Annotated in this window: 21 protein-coding genes and 1 pseudogene; 10 read left to right on the forward strand and 12 right to left on the reverse strand. The window is 67.5% G+C overall.

The genetic code is table 11. The features are described from left to right. Positions 1-983: 983 nt before the first annotated feature. The gene (locus KIK05_RS28075) at positions 984-1256 is read left to right on the forward strand and encodes a hypothetical protein (protein WP_214413863.1); all 273 of its coding nucleotides are present in this window, start codon (positions 984-986) and stop codon (positions 1254-1256) included. Positions 1257-1363: 107 nt separating this feature from the next. Here KIK05_RS28075 and KIK05_RS28080 read toward each other — a convergent pair. Both KIK05_RS28080 and KIK05_RS28085 read right to left on the reverse strand, forming a co-directional pair. Further along, a pseudogene (locus tag KIK05_RS28080) lies at positions 1364-2556 on the reverse strand (IS701 family transposase). A gap of 153 nt (positions 2557-2709) precedes the next feature. Further along, on the reverse strand, positions 2710-3546 hold the full coding sequence (locus tag KIK05_RS28085) for an FG-GAP repeat domain-containing protein (RefSeq protein ID WP_214413864.1): 837 nt from the start codon (positions 3544-3546) through the stop codon (positions 2710-2712). A 310-nt stretch (positions 3547-3856) separates the two neighbouring features. Here KIK05_RS28085 and KIK05_RS28090 point away from each other — a divergent pair, with 310 nt between their 5' ends. After that, entirely contained in the window at positions 3857-4387 is a 531-nt protein-coding gene (locus tag KIK05_RS28090) for a hypothetical protein (RefSeq protein ID WP_214413865.1), read from the forward strand. A 132-nt stretch (positions 4388-4519) separates the two neighbouring features. Here KIK05_RS28090 and KIK05_RS28095 read toward each other — a convergent pair whose 3' ends face one another. Continuing rightward, positions 4520-4888, reverse strand: a complete 369-nt coding sequence (locus tag KIK05_RS28095) for a bleomycin resistance protein (protein ID WP_214413866.1) — start codon at positions 4886-4888, stop codon at positions 4520-4522. A gap of 865 nt (positions 4889-5753) precedes the next feature. Between KIK05_RS28095 and KIK05_RS28100 the strand changes: the two genes are divergently transcribed. After that, positions 5754-7205 (forward strand): hypothetical protein, encoded by a 1452-nt coding sequence (locus tag KIK05_RS28100; RefSeq protein WP_214413867.1) that lies wholly within the window; start codon positions 5754-5756, stop codon positions 7203-7205. Positions 7206-7675: 470 nt separating this feature from the next. On the opposite strand, the gene KIK05_RS47250 is transcribed toward KIK05_RS28100, so the two are convergent. The 8 genes from KIK05_RS47250 to KIK05_RS28135 form a co-directional block, all read right to left on the reverse strand. Beyond that, positions 7676-7861: a hypothetical protein gene (locus KIK05_RS47250; RefSeq protein WP_250563575.1), complete on the reverse strand. Its 186-nt coding sequence runs from the start codon at positions 7859-7861 to the stop codon at positions 7676-7678. Then, complete coding sequence (locus KIK05_RS47255) at positions 7858-8127, reverse strand: phosphotransferase (RefSeq protein ID WP_372455617.1); 270 nt, start codon at positions 8125-8127, stop codon at positions 7858-7860. Before KIK05_RS47255 ends, KIK05_RS47250 begins: the two co-directional genes overlap by 4 nt. 138 nt (positions 8128-8265) lie before the next feature. Next, entirely contained in the window at positions 8266-8727 is a 462-nt protein-coding gene (locus KIK05_RS28110) for an SCO4402 family protein (RefSeq protein WP_214413868.1), read from the reverse strand. A 43-nt stretch (positions 8728-8770) separates the two neighbouring features. Further along, the gene (locus KIK05_RS28115) at positions 8771-9337 is read right to left on the reverse strand and encodes a DUF6461 domain-containing protein (protein WP_214413869.1); all 567 of its coding nucleotides are present in this window, start codon (positions 9335-9337) and stop codon (positions 8771-8773) included. 52 nt (positions 9338-9389) lie between these two features. Further along, positions 9390-10001: a dihydrofolate reductase family protein gene (locus KIK05_RS28120; RefSeq protein WP_214413870.1), complete on the reverse strand. Its 612-nt coding sequence runs from the start codon at positions 9999-10001 to the stop codon at positions 9390-9392. A 73-nt stretch (positions 10002-10074) separates the two neighbouring features. After that, complete coding sequence (locus KIK05_RS49060) at positions 10075-11004, reverse strand: helix-turn-helix domain-containing protein (protein ID WP_214413871.1); 930 nt, start codon at positions 11002-11004, stop codon at positions 10075-10077. Between the two features lie 72 nt (positions 11005-11076). Continuing rightward, positions 11077-11409, reverse strand: a complete 333-nt coding sequence (gene cutA / locus KIK05_RS28130) for a divalent-cation tolerance protein CutA (RefSeq protein ID WP_214413872.1) — start codon at positions 11407-11409, stop codon at positions 11077-11079. Positions 11410-11545: 136 nt separating this feature from the next. After that, entirely contained in the window at positions 11546-11908 is a 363-nt protein-coding gene (locus KIK05_RS28135; protein WP_214413873.1) for a nucleoside triphosphate pyrophosphohydrolase family protein, read from the reverse strand. Between the two features lie 102 nt (positions 11909-12010). On the opposite strand from KIK05_RS28135, the gene KIK05_RS28140 reads away from it, so the two are divergent. Continuing rightward, the gene (locus KIK05_RS28140) at positions 12011-12283 is read left to right on the forward strand and encodes a GNAT family N-acetyltransferase (protein ID WP_214413874.1); all 273 of its coding nucleotides are present in this window, start codon (positions 12011-12013) and stop codon (positions 12281-12283) included. 165 nt (positions 12284-12448) lie between these two features. Here KIK05_RS28140 and KIK05_RS47265 read toward each other — a convergent pair whose 3' ends face one another. Beyond that, positions 12449-14785, reverse strand: a complete 2337-nt coding sequence (locus tag KIK05_RS47265) for a fibronectin type III domain-containing protein (RefSeq protein ID WP_250563578.1) — start codon at positions 14783-14785, stop codon at positions 12449-12451. Positions 14786-15011: 226 nt separating this feature from the next. Here KIK05_RS47265 and KIK05_RS28150 point away from each other — a divergent pair, with 226 nt between their 5' ends. From KIK05_RS28150 to KIK05_RS28175, 6 genes are all read left to right on the forward strand, one after another. Then, positions 15012-15953: a carbohydrate ABC transporter permease gene (locus tag KIK05_RS28150; RefSeq protein WP_214413875.1), complete on the forward strand. Its 942-nt coding sequence runs from the start codon at positions 15012-15014 to the stop codon at positions 15951-15953. A gap of 10 nt (positions 15954-15963) precedes the next feature. Continuing rightward, positions 15964-16845, forward strand: coding sequence for a carbohydrate ABC transporter permease (locus tag KIK05_RS28155; RefSeq protein WP_214413876.1), 882 nt, complete (start codon positions 15964-15966; stop codon positions 16843-16845). A gap of 25 nt (positions 16846-16870) precedes the next feature. Then, positions 16871-18235, forward strand: coding sequence for an ABC transporter substrate-binding protein (locus KIK05_RS28160; RefSeq protein ID WP_214413877.1), 1365 nt, complete (start codon positions 16871-16873; stop codon positions 18233-18235). 27 nt (positions 18236-18262) lie between these two features. Beyond that, positions 18263-19759: a glycoside hydrolase family 36 protein gene (locus KIK05_RS28165; protein WP_214413878.1), complete on the forward strand. Its 1497-nt coding sequence runs from the start codon at positions 18263-18265 to the stop codon at positions 19757-19759. Between the two features lie 58 nt (positions 19760-19817). Then, positions 19818-21002 carry an ROK family transcriptional regulator gene (locus KIK05_RS28170; RefSeq protein ID WP_214413879.1) on the forward strand — a complete coding sequence of 395 codons (1185 nt, stop codon included), beginning with the start codon at positions 19818-19820 and terminating at the stop codon, positions 21000-21002. Between the two features lie 120 nt (positions 21003-21122). Beyond that, positions 21123-21416 (forward strand): hypothetical protein, encoded by a 294-nt coding sequence (locus KIK05_RS28175; protein ID WP_214413880.1) that lies wholly within the window; start codon positions 21123-21125, stop codon positions 21414-21416. Positions 21417-21424 lie beyond the last annotated feature (8 nt).

Consider the following 21424-nt stretch of genomic DNA (forward strand, 5'->3'; position numbering starts at 1 on the left):
AAGGTGCCACATCAGGTCACCGATGATGACGTCCGGCAGGTTGACCACACGCACACCCGCATCCGACTTCGGCGGCCCCGTGATCAGCTCCCCCGTCCTCATCTCGGACACCGACGCGTCGACCCTCACCGTGCGCCCGTCGAGATCGAGATTGCCTCGCCGCAGGGCAGCCAACTCGCCCCATCGCAAACTGCCGAAAGTGGCGAGGAGCGTCAGGGCGCGGAACCGGGGAGGCACGGCGCCGGCCAGGGCGAGGACTCGGGGCACGGTCAGCACCGGCCGCTCTTCGGGACGCTCCACGCCATTCTTGATCCGACACGGATTCTTCTTGATCAGGTCATCCTCCACCGCCGTGTTCAGGATGCCCCGCAGCAGCCGATATGCCTTCGCGACGGTCAAGGCGACAGCGCTCCGCGCCGCCGCACGGCCCGCCGCCCGCTCCGCCCGGCCGGGCATGCGGCGTGGACGCCGGTCGCGGCCGGCGGCGGGACTCCGGGCCGCCCGCCGCACACAGCACCCGCCGCACCGAACCGCACCCACCGCCCACAGACGCGCCGCCGCCTGCCACAGCTCGCCGAAAAGCGCTTACGGCCAGACATGCAGAAGCCGCCGCGGGCTACCGGACTCGAACCGGCTCATCCCCGTGAAGAGAGTCAGCAAGCTGATACGAACTTTCCCATTCGCCTTTGCCCGCGACGACACATGCAGGCTACGGCCGAGCAGAGCCCACGTCGACGGATTTATCCCCGCCGCTCTCCCGCCGCTGTGGCCGGGCTAATGGGTCGGCCGCCACACCCGTACAGGTTGCGGTCGCGCTGTGGCTGATCGCCGGTCGGGTTGAGGGCGATCGAAAGTCCGGGCTTCGTCCCTCAGCCCGGCCCACCGCGTGCCTTGGTTGCTGTAGGTGCCGCCGTCCGAACGTTCGAAGCAGGGCGACGATACTTGATCTCGCACAACTTGACCCAACGGACTGGAGGAACTACATGATCGGCGACGTGCTATATCAGCCCTTACCCCTGACTCTTGGCGGATTGACCTTTGTCGCATTGTTCCTCGGCCTACGTCGAACGCGGCTACGCTCCTACTATCTGCTGTTGCCGGCCGCAGCTTGTTTCCTGGCCGCGATTGAGGAGTGGTATATGAGCACCTACCAACCTCAGACGAATATTCGCGTCGACCTGTTGTTCTTTCTGGCGCTGATGGTGGTTGCGACAGCGCTCGGCATTCTGCTGGCAGCTCTGCATCGCCGCTCGTAACGGAGTTCTACAGGTGGCCAGTAGGGACCTCGTCAAGCGCGATCTTTTGGTCATGGCTTGGACGGTCCTGATAAAGAAGAGGTTGGTACTCCAGTGACACATTGAGATCATGGTTGGGATCTGCGCTGGTAGTGGCATCGGCGGGCGGTGGCTTGATGGCGGCGTCGCCAGTGTGACCAGTGCAGGATCTCCTCGATTCGGTGGTGTCGGGTGAGGGCGAGGGCGGCCAGCAAGCGTCGGATCTCCGGCATGGTCACGCCGTCGGGCTGGGATGCGGCCAGGGCCGCGAGGAAGGCCAGGGCGAGCATCGCCAGGGTGATGTGGCGGTGCCGGCCGTCCCAGCCGCGGACCTGGTAGTGGTCCAGCCCGACCTGGCCTATGGCGGCCTGGAAGGACGCCTCAACTGTCCAGCGGATGCCGGCGATGCGCACCAGGGCGGCCAGCGGCATCGGGGTGGGTGCGTAGCAGCGGTAGAAGGCCAGTTCCCCGGTAACCGGGTTGCGGCGGATTAGCGGCCATCGGTGACCGGGCCGGTGGGTGTCGATGCGGGTCCAGGCCCAGGCGTACCAGCGGGGTCCCTTGGCGCCGCCCCCAGCGCTGTAGCGGTGCCAGTGGTCGTCCGGAACATGGGCGGCGATCTGGGCGGCCTGCCAGTCGACGCCCTCGCGCCGCACCCGGGCCGTGCCCGCGATCACCAGCACATACCCGGCCTGCCGGGCTTCCGGCAGCGCGCGCAAGCGCGGGTCCTGACCGTAGACCTCATCGCCGGTCACCCAGGGCGCATCGATCCCGGCGGCCAACGCGGCGGCGATCATCTGCGCGGCCAGGGCGGGTTTGGTGACGAAGGCGATCTCATCGGGCACTTTGCGGAACGGCAGCGGGACGGGTCGGCCAGCCAGAAGTGTTCGGGCAGGTACAGGCGGCGATCGATCAATGCCCGGCCGCGCGTGGTGGCATAGGCCAAGAACACGCCGACCTGGCTGGTTTCGATCCGGCCGGCCGTACCGGTGTACTGAAGTTGCACCCCGGCCTTTCGGCAGCCCTTCTTGAGGAAGCCGGTCTCGTCGACGATCAGGACACCGCCCGCGCCGAGGTGTTCGCTCACGTAGCCGCGTACGGCCTCGGCGTCCCAGCGTGCGCTGCGCAGCAGGCGTCGCATGGTCTGCGGGCCGCTCAGCCCGGCGTGCTCGGCCAGGTTCCAGCAGTTCTTGCGCTCGACGTCCGACAGCAGGCCCCGGACGTACGCGCTCGCCGCGCGACGTGGCTCGATGCGGCTGAACCGGTGCGCGATCCGCGTCATCAGCTCATTGAGGGTGACGATCCAGTGGTCAGGGTCTACGCTGTCGGCCACAGCCACGCGATCTTCAGATGTCTTCACAAACTCCGGATGGTCACGTGGTGGCCGTTCTCGTGCCACCTGAGCCGCGAAGATCGCGAACTGTCGCTGGAGTAGCTAGCCGATCCAGCCGTTGCCGATCTTCACCGGTGGTTGACTGCTGTAGCCGCGCTTGCTCTCGCCGGGGTAGAGCCACAGGTCCCAGGTGTCGTAATTGATGGCGATGATGTCCTGGTGACCGTCGCCGTCCCAGTCCGCGACGCTGGCGACGAGATACCGTTGCCAGCCGTTACCGATCTGCACCAGCGGTTGAGAGCTGAAGCCTCGGACACTTTCACCGGGATAGAGAATCAACAGATCGTTCAGGCGACCGTTGCCGATGATGTCCTGGTGGCCGTCGCCGTCCCAGTCCGCCACCCACCGGTAGTAATAGATGGCACCGGCCGCCTTACTGACCCCCACCCTTGGCTGGCTGCTGTAGCCGCGCTTGCTCTCGCCGGGGTAGAGCCACAGCCCGCCGCCTTGGTGCGCGAGGATGTCCTGGTGGCCGTCGCCGTCCCAGTCCGCCAGTCCACGGATGTAGTACCCATCCCATCCGTTGCCGATGACCACCGGTTGCTGGCTGCTGTAGCCGCGCTTGCTCTCGCCCGGGTAGAGCCAAAGCAGGCCGGTGCTGCGCTGGATGGCGAGGATGTCCTGGTGGCCGTCCCCGTCCCAATCCGTCATCCCGCGCACGTAGTAATCGTTCCAGCCATTGCCGATTCTCACCCGTTGCTGGCTGCTGTAGCCGCGCTTGCTCTCGCCCGGATAGAGCCATAAGTAGCCGGTGCTGCTGTCAATGGCGATGAGGTCCTGGTGGCCGTCCCCGTCCCAGTCCGTCACCCCTCTTAGTGAAATTGTGGGATCCGCGGTCGCGCGCGCGGGCGGGGAGAACGCCAGCGCGACGACTGTCATGAGGAGAATTGCTGTGGCGCGACGGACTCTCGATGGGCGCTGAGCGAATTGCACCACGCATTCCTCTTTCGATGCTGGAGCGGCAAAGATCTGCGCCGATGATCGTATTCTCGGAGCAGCGTGAAAGCTTACGAGGGTGAGCGCCTCAATCGATTTTAGGCGGCGGCCGTCTCAAGTGTCGAGTCGGTGGCGCGGTGAAATTCGGGCGAACCACCCCGCCCGCGCCCCCCGCAGACTGGTCCCGCCGACCGCGATGCATAGTGAGCCTTGCGGGATATATGGGTCATTGGGCGAAAAGTGATGAACGACGATGCAATGGCTGGGGATCAGCGAGCAGGAGGGGGCCGTCTACATCGAGCTCCTGCGGCGCCGCCGGGCGATGGTCTCCGACGGGCTGGGCATGCCAGTGACGACCGTGACGGCCGCGGTGGCCCGCCTGGTCGAGCTGGGCCTGGCCACCCGCGACGAGAGCGGGCTGAACGTGGCCCTGCCGCCCAGCGTCGGGCTCGGCGGACTGATCGCGCAACGGCAGGCCGCGCTGCACCAGACCCAGGGCAGGTTGAGGGAGCTGATGGAGGTCTACCGCAAGGCAGGCGCCTCGTCCGCGGGTGACATCGAGGTGCTCACCACCACGGAGGAGCTCAGAAGCTGGGTCGACAACATAGAGCGCGGCACCAAACGGGACCTGCAGGTCTTCTTCCGGCCCCCTTACCTGCTGGACGTCGAACTCGACGATTCCATCAACCCGGCCCCCGCCCATCTTTACGTGTACGAACGCGCCGCACTCGACAATCCGAGTGCGGCGGCCGAGATCGGCGGATTCCTGTGGAGCGCTCGATGACCGCCAGGATGTACTGACGTTGACCGTCGAGGGTAATGGCCTCGATGAAATCGCAGACCCGCCTTTGGTTCTCAGCCTGCATCCGGGATTCGGGCGTAACTCCGCAGGGTGTGGTCAACCTACGTGGTCAGATCACGGCATAGGCGAGCCGACGCGATGCAGTGTTCCGTCAGAGTCGACGTAGCCGAACTCTCGGAGTCCGTACGGAGTGTCGTGAGGCTCGCCGAGGCGGCCAGTGACGTCTGCCGCGACCCATTCGGCGTACAGGGCATCGGCGTCTGAGACATAGATGTACACGACGGCGGCAGTGCGGGCAGGATCGTGCTCGTTCCATTCGGTGAGATGGAGCGAAACCGACCCCCGAGTGACGAACCCATATCCAGGGTCCTCCTCGGATTGCCGCACCGTGAACCCCAGGTGACGGTAACGCTCGAGTGCGGCGGCCAGATTACGGACGGGGATCACAGGCGCCACCGTCTCGAAGACAACCTTGCTGTCCATGGCCTCTCCTACGGCTGTCGGCACGGGAAGTCGATGCGAGGCTATGCGGTGGCCCTGACAGTTTCACGGGTGGCCGAAGTATTTCTCAGCGCCTCCGGCAGGGGCGCTCCGGCTCCGGGATGGCGCCGAGCTGGAGAGCGCGGGCCATGAGTGGCTGAGGTAGGAGCCACGCATCCCTGCTGTCGTCGACCAGGCAAGCCCAGCAGACCGGCTGCCGCTTCGCGATGGGCCAACGGCATACGGGATGCACGGGAGAGCGAGGCGTGCGCGTCCGCGCGGGTCACGAGCCCGCTCCAGTTGCAGTTTTAGTTGCAGTTCCCCGCCGCACGAGGTAGTTCCAGGAGGACCGCCGGGCGGTGTCGGTCCAGGTGGAACGGATCGGGACGGCCGAGAGCCGCATTGCTATTGCGGTTTGGGTGACCCCTCGTAACGACGCTACACGTCCGAAAGGCGATCAAGGCGCTCATGTCTGGATCACCGTCGGCTTTCGGTTTTATCCAAATCCGGCCACGCCACAATTGTGCGTTCCGCCGGAGAATGTCGGCATTTCCAGGATGACGTGCACCATCGCCGTTCATCCACCCCTGCCTGGTGCACTTCATTCACATAGTTGCCGGTGACGAGTGACGCGAAGACCTGTCAAGACGCTAAGAGTATCGCCGAAGCGGCTGTTCATGCCCCCCTTGGGTGCTCTTGTTGCGCTCTCATTCTGACGTTTGGATCTAGGGAGGCTCTTCTGTGGTGCGCCATAAGCAGCGGTTCCGGACGCCTTACCCGCGCTGCCGCCTGTTCTGCTCGGCCCGGTCCTCTCGTAGTGCGCGGGGCAATCGGCCTGCGCCGTTCGGCAAGAGAAGGAGTCTTGAGAATGAGTGCGCTGACCTACACCGTCCTCACCGATCCAACGTCACTGGAGGCCTCAGTGGACGGGCGGACCCCGTCCACAGGGACGGTGTATCTCATGGTCACCAACACCGGAGAGGAGGTGGCCTGGTTGAAGATCGAGGTGAGGGTGCCTGTCGGCGACCGCGCAGGCCACCTGACCCGGGAAATCAGCACCATCAAACTGAAGGGCGAGTACACCGACACCCTGGGCACTCAGACGGACTTCCGAATCGAGCCCGACATCCAGCCGGTGAACATTCAGCAGCAGGGCACCAACGTTTTCGAGGTCACCCCCCAGAGCGGTCGCATAGCCGCTTTCGAACCCGGCGACTACATGTTACTGACACTGGAGAACGTCACCGTCGCCCCTACCGCCGGGGTGGCCGTGCTGATAGTGCGAGAAATCCTCAAAACCGATACCGGGTGGGAGACCAAGTACGCGGCGGTGCCGCTGGTGAAGGCGACAGCGAAGGAGATTCCGGCACCGCGCGACTTCCGCCCGGACAAGGCGATCCTGGACACCGGAGAAGACCTCACGCTGAGCTGGGACGGGTCTCCCGACTTCACCTATGAGATCGTGTTCCCGGGCGGGCGGAGCCCCGTCTCGGGGGGTGCCTGGTCACCGCCCACGCCGCAGCGGGCCACCACCTACATCCTCGTCGCCACCGACCCCATCACCCAGAAGCAGCATTTCCTCACCACCACCGTGCAGGTGCGCCGTCCCGTGCTGGAATCGCTCACCGCCACCGTCGGCATCGACACACCCTGGGTCCAGGGGACGGCGCACAAGGGGCGCGTCACCTTCACCGACACAGGGGCTGAGATCTTCGACAACACGGGCGGGCAGGGTACTGTGACGGCCGACAAGGCCCTCTTGAACGGCGTGAACACCGGATGGGTGCAAGGGCGGAGCGCCGACGACGGAAAGATCACCTTCCCGAAGGATGGGATCGACGTCCGCCAAGGAAGCGGAGCGTGGGGAAACGTGCACGCCGACAAGGCCGACGTCAACGGCGTCAACACCAAATGGGTGCAGGGACGACACAGTGACGACGGATGGATCAGCTTCCCCAAGGAAGGGCTGAACGTGTACCGGGCGGGCACCCATGACTGGGGAACCGTGTTCGCGAAGCACGGCCGAATGGCTTCAGGGAAGACTCGCCCCGGACAGGGCTGGAGGGCTTACGCTCCCGACAGCATCTGCATTGACGTGGACACCAGCGCAGGTGAGTTCACCGGCAACCCTGTCTACCTCACCTCCATCGGAGGCGCCGGCGGCATGCAGTACGACCTGGTCGGCACCAGTGCGGTCTACGACATCACCGCCAACAAGTTCAGCGTCTACCTCAAATGGCGCGACGACCGCGAACTGACTCCCGCCATGGCCCAGCAGTTCGGCTGGTACATCAACTGGATCGGCTACGACACCCCCTGACCTCGCACTGATCCCTGAAGCAGAGCTTCGGGCGCCCAGGCTGCTCGGGAAACCAGCCGAACCCTGCCCCCTGGCGCCGCAGCCGGCCCCACTGCGGCGCCCATCGCCCAGCATGCGAGCAGACCAGGGCCAGGAGGTCAAGGCCGTTCGTCCGACGGGACGCTCCACCTTGCCCCCTGGCCCGCTCCCCTTGGGGACGACGGGATGATCAGGTAGGCGCGGAGTGCGCGCCACAGAGAGAAGAGGAGGTCACGGGCTGATCTGCCGGGCCATCAAGCAGGGTGACGAGGGTCGACCATGGCCACTTATGCCCCGCACGAAGCCCAAGTCAGCGGCTCTACGGCCGTGATCCATTCGATTCCCAGCTGACAGCACGGGTTCGACTCCCCTCACCCGCTCCACACCTAAGGCCCAGGCCAGGAAGCAGATTCCGGCCCGGGCCTCGATTGTTTCTGAGGGCCCGCGCAGTCTCACATCCGGGATCTCAGCACATCGACCTCACAGCCCGGCGTGAACGGGTCGAAGCCGTGCTCGACCAGCCAGCGCACCACCAGCAGGCTTCGCAGCGACCACCACGCGCGGATCACGTCGAGGTCGACGTCGGTGCCATAGCCGGCGACGACGTCGCCGAGATGCCTCTCGTGTCCGAGCGTCAAGGTGGCGAGGTCGAACAGGGCATCACCTCGGACCAGTCGATGATGCCCGTGATCTTGTCGCCGTCGACGAACACGTGAGCGATCTGCAGGTCGCCGTGCGTGAACGCCGGACTCCAGGGCCGCAGCGCGGCCTCGGCGACCTGGCGGTTGCGGGTGACCAGGTCGGCCGGCAGGACGCCGTTCGTCACGAGCCACTCGCGGACCTTCGGGGGTCGTGACCGGCGCCAGGCCCATCGCCTCGACCTCGGCGTCGATGCGCGCCTGATCGGCGTCCACCTTCAGGAACACGTCGCCGACGCGCAGGGGCGCGCGCTCGGAACGGGCGATGACCATTTCGACCTCATCCGTGTGCGACCAGCCTCCCGGGGATGATCGTCGACGTCACCAGGTTTACGTCCTTCAGCTCATGACGTTCCCCGGCCGGCATCGTCTGGAAGACCAGCTGGAGATGAGGGCGGCCACCGATGCCCGGCATCGTGCAGCCCGCTCAGAGCGGCAAGATCATTCGTCACCAGTACTTGTGCCAGTCGTGCTGCCGCGGCCAGTACCTCCTGCCATCCGGACGAGTTCAGATAATCCTCGTCTCCGGCCGCCGCCCCTACTGCCTGCTGCACCTTGGAGTAGGCGGCGCCGAGGTCGGCCATCAGTGTCACCTCTTCTTCCGTACGAAGGCTCTTTCCCAGCCAGGACTGCGGAGTATGCGCGTCGCAGAAATCGTCGAAGAGGACGTGCACCACATAGTCGAGATTTTCGGACCGGCCAGGATTCAGCCACACCTCACGTTGCCAAGACGGGCTCGCAAGCGCGATGACCGCCGGGACGACATGTAGGCGGTACTGGGGAAACTCGATACCGTGATCCTCCACTTTCCCAGAACCAGGCGAGCCGGCGCTGCGGCCGGTCTCGGAGTCAGCCCCCGATCGTGACACAGGCATGTTCCCGTGCCAGCCACTGCTCGTCGAAGGCTGCGCCGACAAGCGCCTCCCCTGCCATCAGGGATGCCGTGCCGTAATTGGCCTGCCACTCTTCCACCCCGCCGGAAGTGGTGGCCATCCACCGTTCCACTGTTTCAACGTCGGGAGTGGCGTCGTACTCCCAGGCGATGCCGTCGAAGGTCACGACCACTTGCCCCCTCTCCAAGTAAGTGACCACCGGGGGAACGAAGTCACTCCAGGCGACACTGAGGCACTTGCCCGTCTGCGAGAGACGGGCAAGCACGGTGTCGCTCATGCAGCGGTTCGGTTCCATGACGACGATTCCGTCGCCGAGCGCGCCGAAAAAGACCAAAGCGGCGGAGTTTTTCTGGTCGAATAACAGTTCGTTCGCGGCGACGCAGGCGGCTTCAAATGTGGACGCCGTGACGGTTTCCTGACTCGCGCGATAGGCGGCCAGGACGTCGTCCACGCCGGCGCCTGTGCACCAGGCGATCGAGGTGATGTGGTCGAAGCTGTCGGCCGGCCAGGCGTAGTCCCGCACACCGCGATCCTGCCGCGCTCCACCGACAGGATCAAGAGCACCCCATCGGGGTCTAGCGGCGTACCTTGTACCGCAGGTGCAGCACCCGGTCGCTCTGGATGACCACGTGGGGATCCTCCAGTAGATGCTGCCCATCGATGCTGCCGAAGTAGCGTTTGCCCGACCCGAACACCACCGGCACCACGTCCATCGCCACCTCGTCCACGAGGCCGGCCGCAAGGATCTGGCCGCCCACGTCGCCGGCGTTCACAGCGACGATTCGCTCCCCGGCGAGTTCCTGGGCCTTGTCGACCGCGGCTGTCACGCCATCGACGAAATGGCACGACGCCTCGGGGTGCCAGCCCTCAGGCTTGGGCCGGTGGGACACCACGACCACGTGCTCGCCCGCGGGCGGCTGCCCCTCCCAGCCGTTCACCAGGTCGAACAGGTGGCGGCCCATCACGATCACGCCGATCGACTCCCATGTCGACTGGACGTACTCCGCCGATCTCCGTGAGACCTTGATGCGGCTTCCGGCTCCGGAATGGTCGTACTGCTGGTCGCCGCCTGCGGTGATAGGGATGTCGCCGTTGAAGTACCAATCGTGGAGTGGCCCGACGTCGTCGTTCTTGTCGGCGATGAAGCCGTCCACCGACATCACGTTGTGCATGATCACTGTGCCCACAGGTTCTCCCGAGTCTCCTTGCGCATTCGCCCCCGATCTTGCCTCTCCTGTGGGCGAGTGGGCTTGTAAAAAATCACTCGGCGGGCATCGGACCGCTGTCCGGTGGGAACCCCCGCTGGGCGGGGAACCGGCGCCGCAGGGCCAGGTACTCCGTCGGGGTGTGACCGGTGAAGTCCTTGAACTCCCTGCTGAAGTGGGCCTGGTCGAAGTAGCCCGCCGTTTGAGCGAGTTCCGACCAGTCGACCGGACGCAGAGCGTCCACGGACACGATCAGCTGCGCGAAGCGGTAGATCCGCGCCACCCGCTTGGGGGTGACCCCGACATGAGACTTGAACTGCGTGGCCAGGTGATTGCCACTCACCCCCGCGGCATCCGCCAGCGCACCGACCGGCACCAGACCATGGGAGATCTCCAAACGCCAACCTGTGTGCCGGACCAGGTCGAGACCGCGCGATGGGGCCGCGGCGAGTCGCCATCGCAGTTCCTCCTCCAACACCCGCAGCGTCTCGGTGGGCGACGCGATGTCGCCGACCTGGTTGCGAATCCGGTCCAAAGACCGTTGCCAGACGGCGTCGACCGGCACCCATCGGTCCCGCAGCTCGGTCGCCGGCATGTCGACGAACGGCGAAATCCCCCAAGGCTTGAAGTGCACCCCGACGAGCCGCACCCGCCCCGGGTACTCGAAGAGGAAACGCCTGGTCCACACACCCATGAACCACCCGTCGGTGAACACCGCCGGCGGCACCGAAAAATCGGAATCCCACAGGCGGACGGGTCCGCCCAGATTGATGAAAAGGTGTGCCGACGGCATCGGCGGGACGTTCATCCGGCGGTGGCGCGGCACCCCGGTCAGGCAGTAGATGTCGTCGATGAACCGGTCTAGCGGCGGTGCGGGCACCCGGACGACGTATTCCATGGATTCAGTGTGGCCGACGGGGGTTCGCTCCGCGATCTCGATCGTCAGCGGCATCGTGCCGGGGAACGCTGCCGCCTTGAGCGCCACCGCCCGGACTCAGGTGAAGGCCGGCATTGGGACAATCGCTCGTCGGCACGAGGGCCCCGGCCACGTTCGCCGCTACTCGCCAGGGGGCGGGGCCGTCTCTCTCCTGATCCATTCCAGGTAGTCATCAGTGCCGGCCACCAAGGGGACCGCCACGATCTCGGGAACGTCGTAGGAGTGCAGCTCCCGCACGCACGCCGCGAGTTCCCCGAACCGCTCCGCGGTCGTCTTCATGAACAGCAGCCACTCGTCCGATCGCTCCACCTCGCCCCTCCACGAGTACGAGGAGGCAATCGGGGCGATCACTTGCGCGCACGCCGCCAACCGGCGCTCGACGACTGCCGAACAGATTCGATCGGCCTCCTCCCGGCTGCCCGCCGTGGCGTGCACCTCTACGCAGTCCGACATCAGTCCTCCCAGCCGAGACCACAGCACCAGCTCCGACGGCACGACCTGCGCGGCCGAATATAGATCATCGCCGGATCGCGCTTTCAGGTATGTCCCTCACCACGCCGACCCGGGGCCGTTCTCGCTCGCGCCACGCTCACTCAGGGCGCGCCTGCGACCCGGGCCGCTGTCCGGTTTCGAGCTCCGCTTTGATTCGCTGCTCCAGCTCGTCCATCGTGCTGAGGAAATCCGCCGCCAGGTCGACATCGTAGGCGTGAGCCAGGATCAGCACTGACCACAAGCAGTCGGCAAGCTCGTGTACGAGCGCCTCTCGGCTACCGCCCACGTCTCCACGGGTTCCCTCCGCCGCCATGACGAGCTTGGCGAGATCGCCGACGTCGCCGGTGAACCCGAGCATGAACTCCTCGTTGGTCCACACCCGCCCTCTTCGGCTCAGGTTCAAGTCGTCGTACAGCTGCTTGATGACCAGAGCACGGGCTTGCAGCGAAGCGAGATCCATCGCTCTCCTCGATCACGGGCGTCGCTTGTCCGATCAGGGACCACACGAGATCATCTTTGTCCGCGTCGCGCAGGCTACCAACAGGTCAGCGCATCTTCGGCGGTGAAAGAGGCCCGGCCCGCCACCCGGGCGTACGGCCTGGAGGCCGGTCCAGGACGGGCGGCCGGGCCCGGGTCCGCCGTACGCGCCCCTGAGGTCCGCGGGCGCGGTCGTGCCTCCCGCCTGGTGCGTGCCCTGGCCGCACGTATCACCTCCCGGAACGAGCGGCCGTTCCTGCACGTGGCCGAAGCCAACGTCCAGGCGATCGCACTCTACGAGCGGCTCGGCTTCGCGGTCCGGAAGCGTGTGACGTTTCGCGGGTTCCGGACGCCGTAGTGGACGTCAGTGTCGTCGGTGGGGATTCCTGAGCGGTGGCGTGGGATCGAATCCTGCCATTCGTTTGACGGGCGGGGGCCCGGGGCAGGGAGGGTCTCCCTGACCCGGGTCCACGGTCATTTCTGGGATCTGGTCGGGGTGCCTGATCCCGGCCTCGCCGGTGCGTCACTGGAACGAGATGGAGTCGATGGTGACGGTGCCGTTGCCGCCGTACCAGAAGCCCATCGCGAGTTGTCCGGGGGACGCGCGGTTGACCCCGTTGGCGGACATCGGGACCTTGATGTCCTGGTAGGCGGTTGTGATGGCCGGATGGCCGCCGCCCTCGAGGGTGAGGTCGCCGAAGACCTTGGTCACACCGCCGAGGCTGACGTTGAAGTGGGTTTGCTCACCCCCTGCCGCGCCCTTGATCCGGATGACGAGATAGGTGTACGCGGACAGGTCGGTGTTCACGTCGCTGCCGAACCAGCCGCAGTTGTCGTACCGCAGGCTGAGCGCCCCGCCGGACTCGACGCCGGAGCCGCCGCCGTTGAGGAAGCAGTTGCCGCCGGTCCATTTGCCGAGGTCGTTGCGTGCGGCGGACGGGTACGCCGGGTCGCCGTCGAAGTCGTCCAGGACCAGGCCCACGGTCGACGACGGCTGGGTGTCGACGGTGACGGGTGCCGACGCGGCGGAGGTGTTGCCGGCGGCGTCGTACGCCTTGACGGTGTAGGTGTAGGAGGTCGCGGGGTCCAGTCCGGTGTCGGTGAAGGATGTCGTCGCCGATGTCCCGATCTGGGTGGTGCCGCGGTAGATCCGGTATCCCGCCACGCCGACGTTGTCCGTGGACGCCGTCCAGGACAGGGTGACCGAGTTCGCGGTGTGTGAGGGAGAGGCCAGGCCGGTGGGCGTGGTGGGTGCCGTGGTGTCCCCGCCGCCGCCGATGCCGACGGTGACCGGGCCGAGGCCGAGCCAGCCGTCGGCGCCTTGGGTGGCGTTGGCGAAGCGGAGCTTCTTGGCGTTCGCGGAAACGGTCTCCAGCGGGTTCTTCACCCGGAGGACCCATTGGTAGCCGCCGTTGGGCACGCCGGAGAGGTTCACGCCGGTCTGGAAGTACTGCGGGTAGCCGTAGTCCAGATATGTCGGGTCTGCCCCCACGCCCCAGTCGGGGAACGCGCGGATCTTCAGTGGCATGACCGTGCGGAGGTCCCAAGGAGTGTCGAAGGTCTTGACCACGGTCCCGGCACTGTTCTTCAGGCCGAGGGTGACCCTCCACGGGTAGTAGAACGGCGCCACGCCGTTGTTGCGGATCCGTACGCCCACGTTCGTGGTCCCGCTCGCGGTGTTCGTGAAGTACGCGTTGTCGACGGTGAGGTCGTACCCCATGAGCCGGACGGCGGCCGCGACGTTGGGGTCGCCCGGCGCGTAGCTCTGGCTCGTTTCGTTGATCTTCCAGGTGGTGTGCTCCAGTTCGATGCAGGCCTTCATGTTGTCGACCTGCCCGGAGCCTCCGGGCCAGGACGCGAACGCCGACGACTGGATCTCGGGCCGGACCTCCCCGCCCATGGAGTTGGTGATCCACTTGTTCTCGGCACCCTGGCCGAGGGCCCGCTGGAGCTGGGCGTAGCCGGCCCCGCCGAGTGACTGCGGCAGCGTGACGCCGGCCGGCGGTGAGCCTTCCCGGTAGCAGAAGGAGTCGTCGTGGTACCCGATGTCCCGGTTCGTCGCCGCGCCGGCCGCCGAGTCGGGGTACCGGATCTCCAGCTTGGTCGTGTTGAACGCGTTGTCGTACGCCTGGACGATCTGCGCGGCGTGCGCGTCGGTCGGCATGTAGTTCGGGTAGGTGTCGCCGCTGGTGTCGGTGTCGAACGGCCAGGTGTGCCACTCGCCCCACAGCCCGATCAGGCCCAGGTGGACGAACCCGATGCGCGGGTCGCCGTCGTACCGGGCGCCGAACGCCGCGATGAAGTCCTTCAGCGCGCCGAGCAGGTACGGGCTGTCGTAGTCCGGGCTGGTGGTGCCCCAGTAGGTGTTGGTCCGGTAGGTGACGTGCCCGTCGAAGCAGTGCGGGATGGCGTTGCCGGGGTGGCTGCCGGAGCCGCCGGGGTACTCCAGGTAGAACCGCACGGCCGCCTGGTTGCCGTACGAGGCGATCTCGCTCAGGGCGTCGTCGAGGATCGACCAGTTGTACTTCGAGCAGTCGGCCGGGTCGGTCATCACCTCTGACAGGCCGAAATAGCTCCACGCGAGGGAGTGCGGGTAGCCGGTGTTCTCGTCGCTCCCGGGCCAGTAGAAGCGGGCGAATCCCTTGAGCGGGTTGTCCAGCGGCCCGGGCGCGGACGCCAGCGGATGCGCCTGGAGTGACGGGTCGGGCGACGCGGGGGCGGGGGGCCGGGGCGGAGCCCCGCCCGGGACCGGTGCGATCGCCCACGCCCGGGCGGCCGGGAACAGGGCCATCGCGAGGGCGGCGAGGGCCGCGACGACGGCCCGGTGAAGCCGCCGCGATGGCAGGACAGGGGCAGGCATGACTGAGGAACCTCCGAGATACGTAGGCGGCAGGAGCCTGCGACGGGCCTGAAAAGACCCGCCACATGGGGGCTGACGTGGGACGGAAGGGTTCGGAGACGCTGCCGTACGCTCGCCAAGATATGAGGCGCTGTTGACAAACTTCCGATGGCTCACATCATTATTCGGGAGTCACCTCGTGACAAGAGGCCAATTTCACCGATCGCCGAGGACGATGATGAGAACGATGCGGACCGAGGACCGGTCGCAGGTCGCCGTGCCGAGCGATGCCGGCGCACCCCCGCGAAGACGGACCCGGCCGCGTGACGATCGCCGATCGGCGTGGATCTTCCTGATCCCCGCGCTCACCGGTTTCGTGATCTTCTACGGCTACCCGGCCGTCCGCGGATTCTGGTACTCCCTGACCGACTACAACCTGCTCAGTCCCCCCGCCTTCGTCGGCGGGGACAACTACGCCCAGCTCGTGCGCGACACGCAGTTCTGGCACTCGCTCGCGGTCACCGTCTACTACGTCGTGGTCAACATCGGCTCGCAGATGCTGCTCGCACTGCTCCTGGCCGCGCTCATGCACCGCCTCACCCGGTCGGTGATGCTCCGCGCGATGCTGCTGCTGCCATGGCTGGTGCCGAACGTCACCGTCGGCCTGATCTGGATCTGGCTGCTCGACGCCGACCTCGGCTTCGTCAACCACCTGCTCGGGGCGCTCGGCCTCGGCACGGTCGGCTTCTTCGTCTCACCCGACTGGGCCATGCCGACGATCGCGATGGTCAACACCTGGGCGTACACCGGCTACACCGCGCTCCTGCTGTACGCCGGCATGCTGCAGATCCCGCCGAACCTGTACGAGAGCGCCGCCATCGACGGCGCCGGGGAACTGCGCATGTTCCGCTCGGTCACGCTGCCGATGCTGCGGCCCGTCCTCGCGCTGGTGCTGGTGGTGTCGCTGATCGGCTCGTTCCAGATCTTCGACACGGTCGCGGTGGCGTCCAAGGGCAGCGGCGCCGGCAGCGCGATCAGGGTCATCTACTACTTCATCTACCAGCAGGCCTTCCAGTACTTCCACATGGGCTACGCCTCGGCGGCGGCACTCGTGCTCGCGCTCGTCCTCGGTGTGCTCACGGTCGTACAGATGCGGCTGCTGCGGGCGTCCCGCTCGGACCTGGCCTGAGGAGAACACGTTGCGGCGCATCGCGAACATCGGCCGTCTGCCGGCCTGGGCCGTCCTGGCCGTGGCCCTCCTGCTCACCCTGTTCCCCTTCTACTGGATGGTCCGCACGGCGCTCACCCCGGCGGCCGACCTCTACGCCGACAGCGGCGCCCTGTTCCCGCGGCACCCGACGGTGGTGAACTTCCTGCGCATCCTCGGGTTCACCAGCCAGGAGGAGGCCCGCGCGGCGGGCGGGTCGGGAGCGCAGATCGACTTCGCCCGCTACCTGCTCAACTCCATCGTCTACAGCGGCCTGATCGCGACGCTGCAGACCTTCTTCTGCGCGATGGCCGGGTACGCCTTCGCCCGGCTGCGCTTCCCCGGGCGCGAGCTCGTCTTCGGTGTCATGATCGCCGCGCTCATGGTGCCGCCGATCTTCACGCTGCTGCCCAACTTCGTGCTGGTGAAGAACCTCGACCTGATCAACACGCTCGCCGGGATCGTGGCTCCGACGATCCTGATGACGCCGTTCGCGGTCTTCTTCCTGCGGCAGTTCTTCCTGTCCATCCCGCGGGACGTGGAGGAGGCGGCCCGGCTGGACGGCAACGGCCCGTGGGGCGTGTTCTGGCGCATCGTGCTGCCGATGAGCCGCGGACCGCTGATCACCATCGGGCTCACCACGACCGTGTGGGCGTGGAAGGACTACCTGTGGCCGCTGCTCGTCGGGCACGAGGAGCAGGCCCGCGTCCTCACCGTCGCGCTCGGCGTCTTCCTGCAGCAGTCGCCCAACACCCGCCCGGACTGGACCGGCCTCATGGCCGGGTCGACCCTCTCGGTCCTGCCGGTTCTGCTCCTGCTGGTCTTCCTCGGCCGGCGACTGGTCCAGTCGCTCAACTTCTCCGGAATCAAATGACCCCCCGTAAGAGAGGCATCGACCTATGAACACCACCAAGCGGGCAGGCACGGCGCTGCTGGCGCTGGCGCTGGCCGGCACGCTCGCCGCCTGCGGGTCCGGCGGCGGCGAGTCGCGGGGCGACGCGGCCGGCGGCAACGTCACTATCGACTACTGGCTCTGGGACGACAACCAGCAGGCGTCGTACCAGGCCTGCGCCGATGCCTTTCACACGGCCAACCCGAACATCACCGTCAAGATCACGCAGACGGCGTGGGGCCAGTACTGGCAGAACCTCACCACCCAGCTCGCCGCCGGCCAGGCCCCGGACGTGTGGACCGACCACGGCTCCTACTACCCGCAGTTCGTCGGCAGCGGGCAGATCCTCGACATCCAGCCGTACGTGACCCGCGACAAGGTGGACCTGACCCAGTACCAGGAGGGCCTGGCCGACCTGTGGGTGAAGGACGGCAAGCGGTTCGGCCTGCCGAAGGACTGGGACACCGAGGCGCTCGTCTACAACAGCACGATGCTCGACGACCAGGGGGTCAAAGCGGACGAGATGGCGAACCTCACCTGGAACCCCACCGACGGCGGCACACTCCAGCAGGTCATCGCCAAGCTCACGGTCGACGAGAAGGGGCACAACGGCCTCGACCCGGCGTTCGACAAGAACCACGTCAAGGTGTACGGCTTCCTGCCGCAGTGGGCCGACGGGTCCCAGGGCCAGAACGGCTGGGGCGACCTGGCCGTGGCCAACGGATGGACGTACCTGGACAAGAACCCGTGGGGAACGCACTACAGGTACGACGATCCCAAACTCGCCCAGACCATCGACTGGTACAAGCAGCTCATCGACAAGGGGTACGCACCGAAGTTCGACAAGCAGTCCACCCTGGGCAACGACGCCGTGCTCAACGCCGGCAAGGGCGCGATGACCTTCGCCGGGTCGTGGACCATCACCACCTACCTGGGCCCGGACGCCAAGCAGAAATTCGCCCTCGCCCCGGTGCCCGTCGGCCCGGCCGGCGTGCGCAAGACCGCCATCAACGGCCTGTCCGACGCCATCTTCACCGGTACGCCCCACAAGGAAGAGGCCTGGAAGTGGGTGAAGTTCCTCGCCTCGGCCGACTGCCAGAACCTCGTGGCGGGCAACGCCGTCGTCTTCCCCGCGATCCGGACGGCGAGCGACAAGGCCGCGGCCGCCCACCAGGCCAAGGGGCGTGACGTGCACGCCTACCTCGACCCGGCCAAGACGCCGGGCGGCACGTTCCTGCTGCCCATCACCGACCACGGCAACGAGGTGGGCCAGATCGTGCAGGACGCCATCCAGGCGATCATCCTCGGCCAGATCGGCAGCGCCGAGGGCCTGAAGAAGGCCAACGACCAGGTCAACGCGCTGTTCACCTGACCCCCGCCGTACGGAGAAAGGACCATCATGCCGCTGCTCGTCGAGCTGGCAGGCCGTACCGTCGCCCTCGAGGTGACCGGCTCGGAGCCACCCCGGAAGATCGAGGGCGGGGTCGTGCTGCCGCCCGGCCGGGTGGCCGTGTTGCACGGCCTCGGCGACGCGCTGTTCTACCGGCACGGGCAGAACTCGTGGAGCCCGTGCGGCTGGCGGCGGCTGTCCGAGCCGCCGCTGCGCATCGCCGACCCGCGCCGCCGGGTCACCGCGGACGACCCCGTGTGGGACGACCCGTCCCGCCACCACTCCTCGGCCGTCGCCGCTCTGCAGGGCGACGACGGGCGGGTCCTGCTGCTCGGCGCCCTCGGCATCGGCACTCCCCGCCTGGCCGCCGACCGCGACACGCTCGCCGGCTGGTACGAGGACGACGGCGCGCCGTGGTTCCTCGCCTACGGTGCGGAGGAGGAGGTCTTCGGCGCCTACACCCGCGCGCTCGCCGCCCGCCTCGGCAGCCGCGACCGGCGCGCCGGGAACGTCTGGTGCAGCTGGTACGCCTACTACGAGGGCATCACCGAGGTGGAGCTGGCCAAGGACATCGTCGCGTTGAAGGGGCTGCCCTTCGACGTGGTGCAGGTCGACGACGGCTGGGAGGAGATGGTCGGCGACTGGGAGCCGAACGCCAAGTTCCCGTCCGGGATGCGCGCGCTCGCCGACCGGATCACCGATGCCGGGCTGAGGCCGGGGCTGTGGCTGGCGCCGTTCATCGTGCTGCCGGGCTCGCGCACCGCCCGTGAGCGGCCCGAGCTGCTGCTGCGGGACGAACGGGGCGACCCCGTGGTCGCCGGCCACAACTGGGGGACCGGGTACTGGGCGCTGGACCTGTCCCGGGCCGACGCGCTCGACCACGTTGAGCGGCTCATCCGGCGGGTCGTGCACGAGTGGGGCTTCGGCTACCTCAAGCTCGACTTCATCAACGCGGGCGCCGCCCCCGGGGTACGGCAGGGCGGGGCCGGGCGCGAGCAGGCCTACCGGCAGGCGCTGGAGCTGATCCGGCGGACGGCCGGTGAGGAGGTGTACCTGCTGGGCAGCGGCGCGATCCTGCTGCCCTCGCTCGGCCTGCTCGACGGGCTGCGCAGCGGGCCGGACGTGGCGCCGATGTGGCAGAACTACGCCAGCGACGACCCGTCCGACGCGATGGCGCGCAACGCCGTGGTCAACACGCTGCACCGGCTGTGGCAGGCGCCGCTGGCCGAGGTCGACCCGGACGTCGTCTACTTCCGCAGCCGCCTCAACCTGCTGACCGACCAGCAGCTCGGCTGGCTGCGGGACCTGGCCACGGTGTGCGGCTTCCGGGCGGTGTCCGACCCGCCGGGGTGGCTGCGCGCGGAGGAGCTGGCGGAGATGACGGCGTACCTGTCGTCCCGGCCCACCGTGGTGCGGAAGGGCCGGTACGCGTTCGCCGTCGACGGCCGCGAGGTGGACTTCGGCCCGGCCGTCGCACCCGGTGGGCAGTTGTATCCGATCTCCTGACTTCGCACTACTCTTTTGTAAAGAGCACAGCATTATTCAGGGGATCAAGGGGGCGACGTTGACGGAGCAGGTCACGACCGGGGCGCTGGTCACGACCGGGACGGACGTGACCCGGATGCGGGAGCTCAACGCCCTCAGCATCGTCCGGGCACTGCGGGGCAACCCGCCGTCCACCGTCACGGAGCTGGCCACCCGCACCGGGCTGTCCCGGCCCGGTACGGACGTCATCGTGCAGGGCCTGGTCGCCGACGGCTGGCTCACCGTCGTGGAGCCCGACGGCAGCAGCGTCGTCGGGCGCCCCGCCCGCCGCTACCGGTTCAACGCCGGCACCGGGCACGTGGTGGGCGTCGACGTCGGCGCGCACAAGGTGCTGGCCATGCTCGCCGACCTGGACGGCACCGTCGCGTGGACCACCCGGCTGCCGGTCGACCCGGGCGCCGACCCGGCGGCGCGGCTCGCCGTCGTCGACGCGGCCGTCGACGAGTGCCTGGCCGCGGCCGGCCTGCGCCCGGACGAGATCTGGGCGATCACCGTCGGGGTGACGGGGCCGGTCGACTCCAGCGGCCGCACCACCCTGTTCACGCCGCTGCCCGGGTGGGCCGATGTGAACCCGGCCGAGCACCTGTCCACGCGCTTCTCCTGCCCGATCCAGGTGGAGAACGACTGCAAGCTGGCCGCTCTCGCCGAGCGCTGGCAGGGAGCGGCCCGCGACGCCGACGACATCGTGTACCTGCTGGCGGGCATGCGCACCGGCGCCGGGCTGATCATCGACGGCACGCTGCGCCGCGGCTACGGCGGCGCCGCCGGCGAGATCGGCGCGCTGCGCGCGGTCCGGTGGCTCACCGCGCCCTCCCACCTGGAGAACTGCGCCAGCCTGCCCGCGGGCACCGACACCGACGACGCGGCCGCCTGGGTGTTCACCGCCGCCCGCTCCGGCGACAAGGCCGCCAGGACCGCCGTCCGCCGCTACACCCGCGATCTCGCCGTCGGCACCGCCGCCCTGGTCCTCACCCTCGACCCGCAGGTCGTCATCCTCGGTGGCGGCTTCTCCCGCTCCGCCGACCTCATCCTCGACGACCTGGCCCGCGAACTGCGCCGCACCTGCCTGCGCGTCCCCGAGATCCGCGCCTCCACCCTCGGCGCCGAGAGCGTCGCCCTGGGCGCCCTGCGCCTGGCCCTCGACGAGGTGGACGCCCGCCTGTACGGCGTAGGCCTCTCCACCCCGACCGCCCCACGCGCCTGACCGGCGGTTTTCGCGTCCTACTGGGCGCCGGGCGGCACAGTTGCCGTGATCATTTGCCCGTGCTCAGCTGTTCGGGTGAGGCGGGAATCCTTCATGGGCAGACGTGTCGAACCTGGTCCGGTGAAGACGGGGAGCGACAAGTCGCATTACATCGCCCTGGCCGTTTTCCTGGGTGTGGTCCCGCTTTTGGTCGCCGACTGGTTCATCGTCATGACGGTCCTGTCACGCCAATGCGTCCTCGTATACGAGGGGGGCAACATAACGGACTGCGGCGGGTTTTCGGAGGAACAGGCTCTCGGGATATCGGTGCCGATCGCGCTGGTGCTGTTCGCCGTCCAGGTGTGGCTGGTCGTCCTGGTGAGCCGGCGCTTCGACTCGGGCCGGTGGCGCCGCGCACGACGGAAGAGTCGCTGAAACCCGCC

It is taken from the genome of Sphaerisporangium fuscum, from assembly GCF_018531465.1.
GTDB lineage: Bacteria > Actinomycetota > Actinomycetes > Streptosporangiales > Streptosporangiaceae > Sphaerisporangium > Sphaerisporangium fuscum.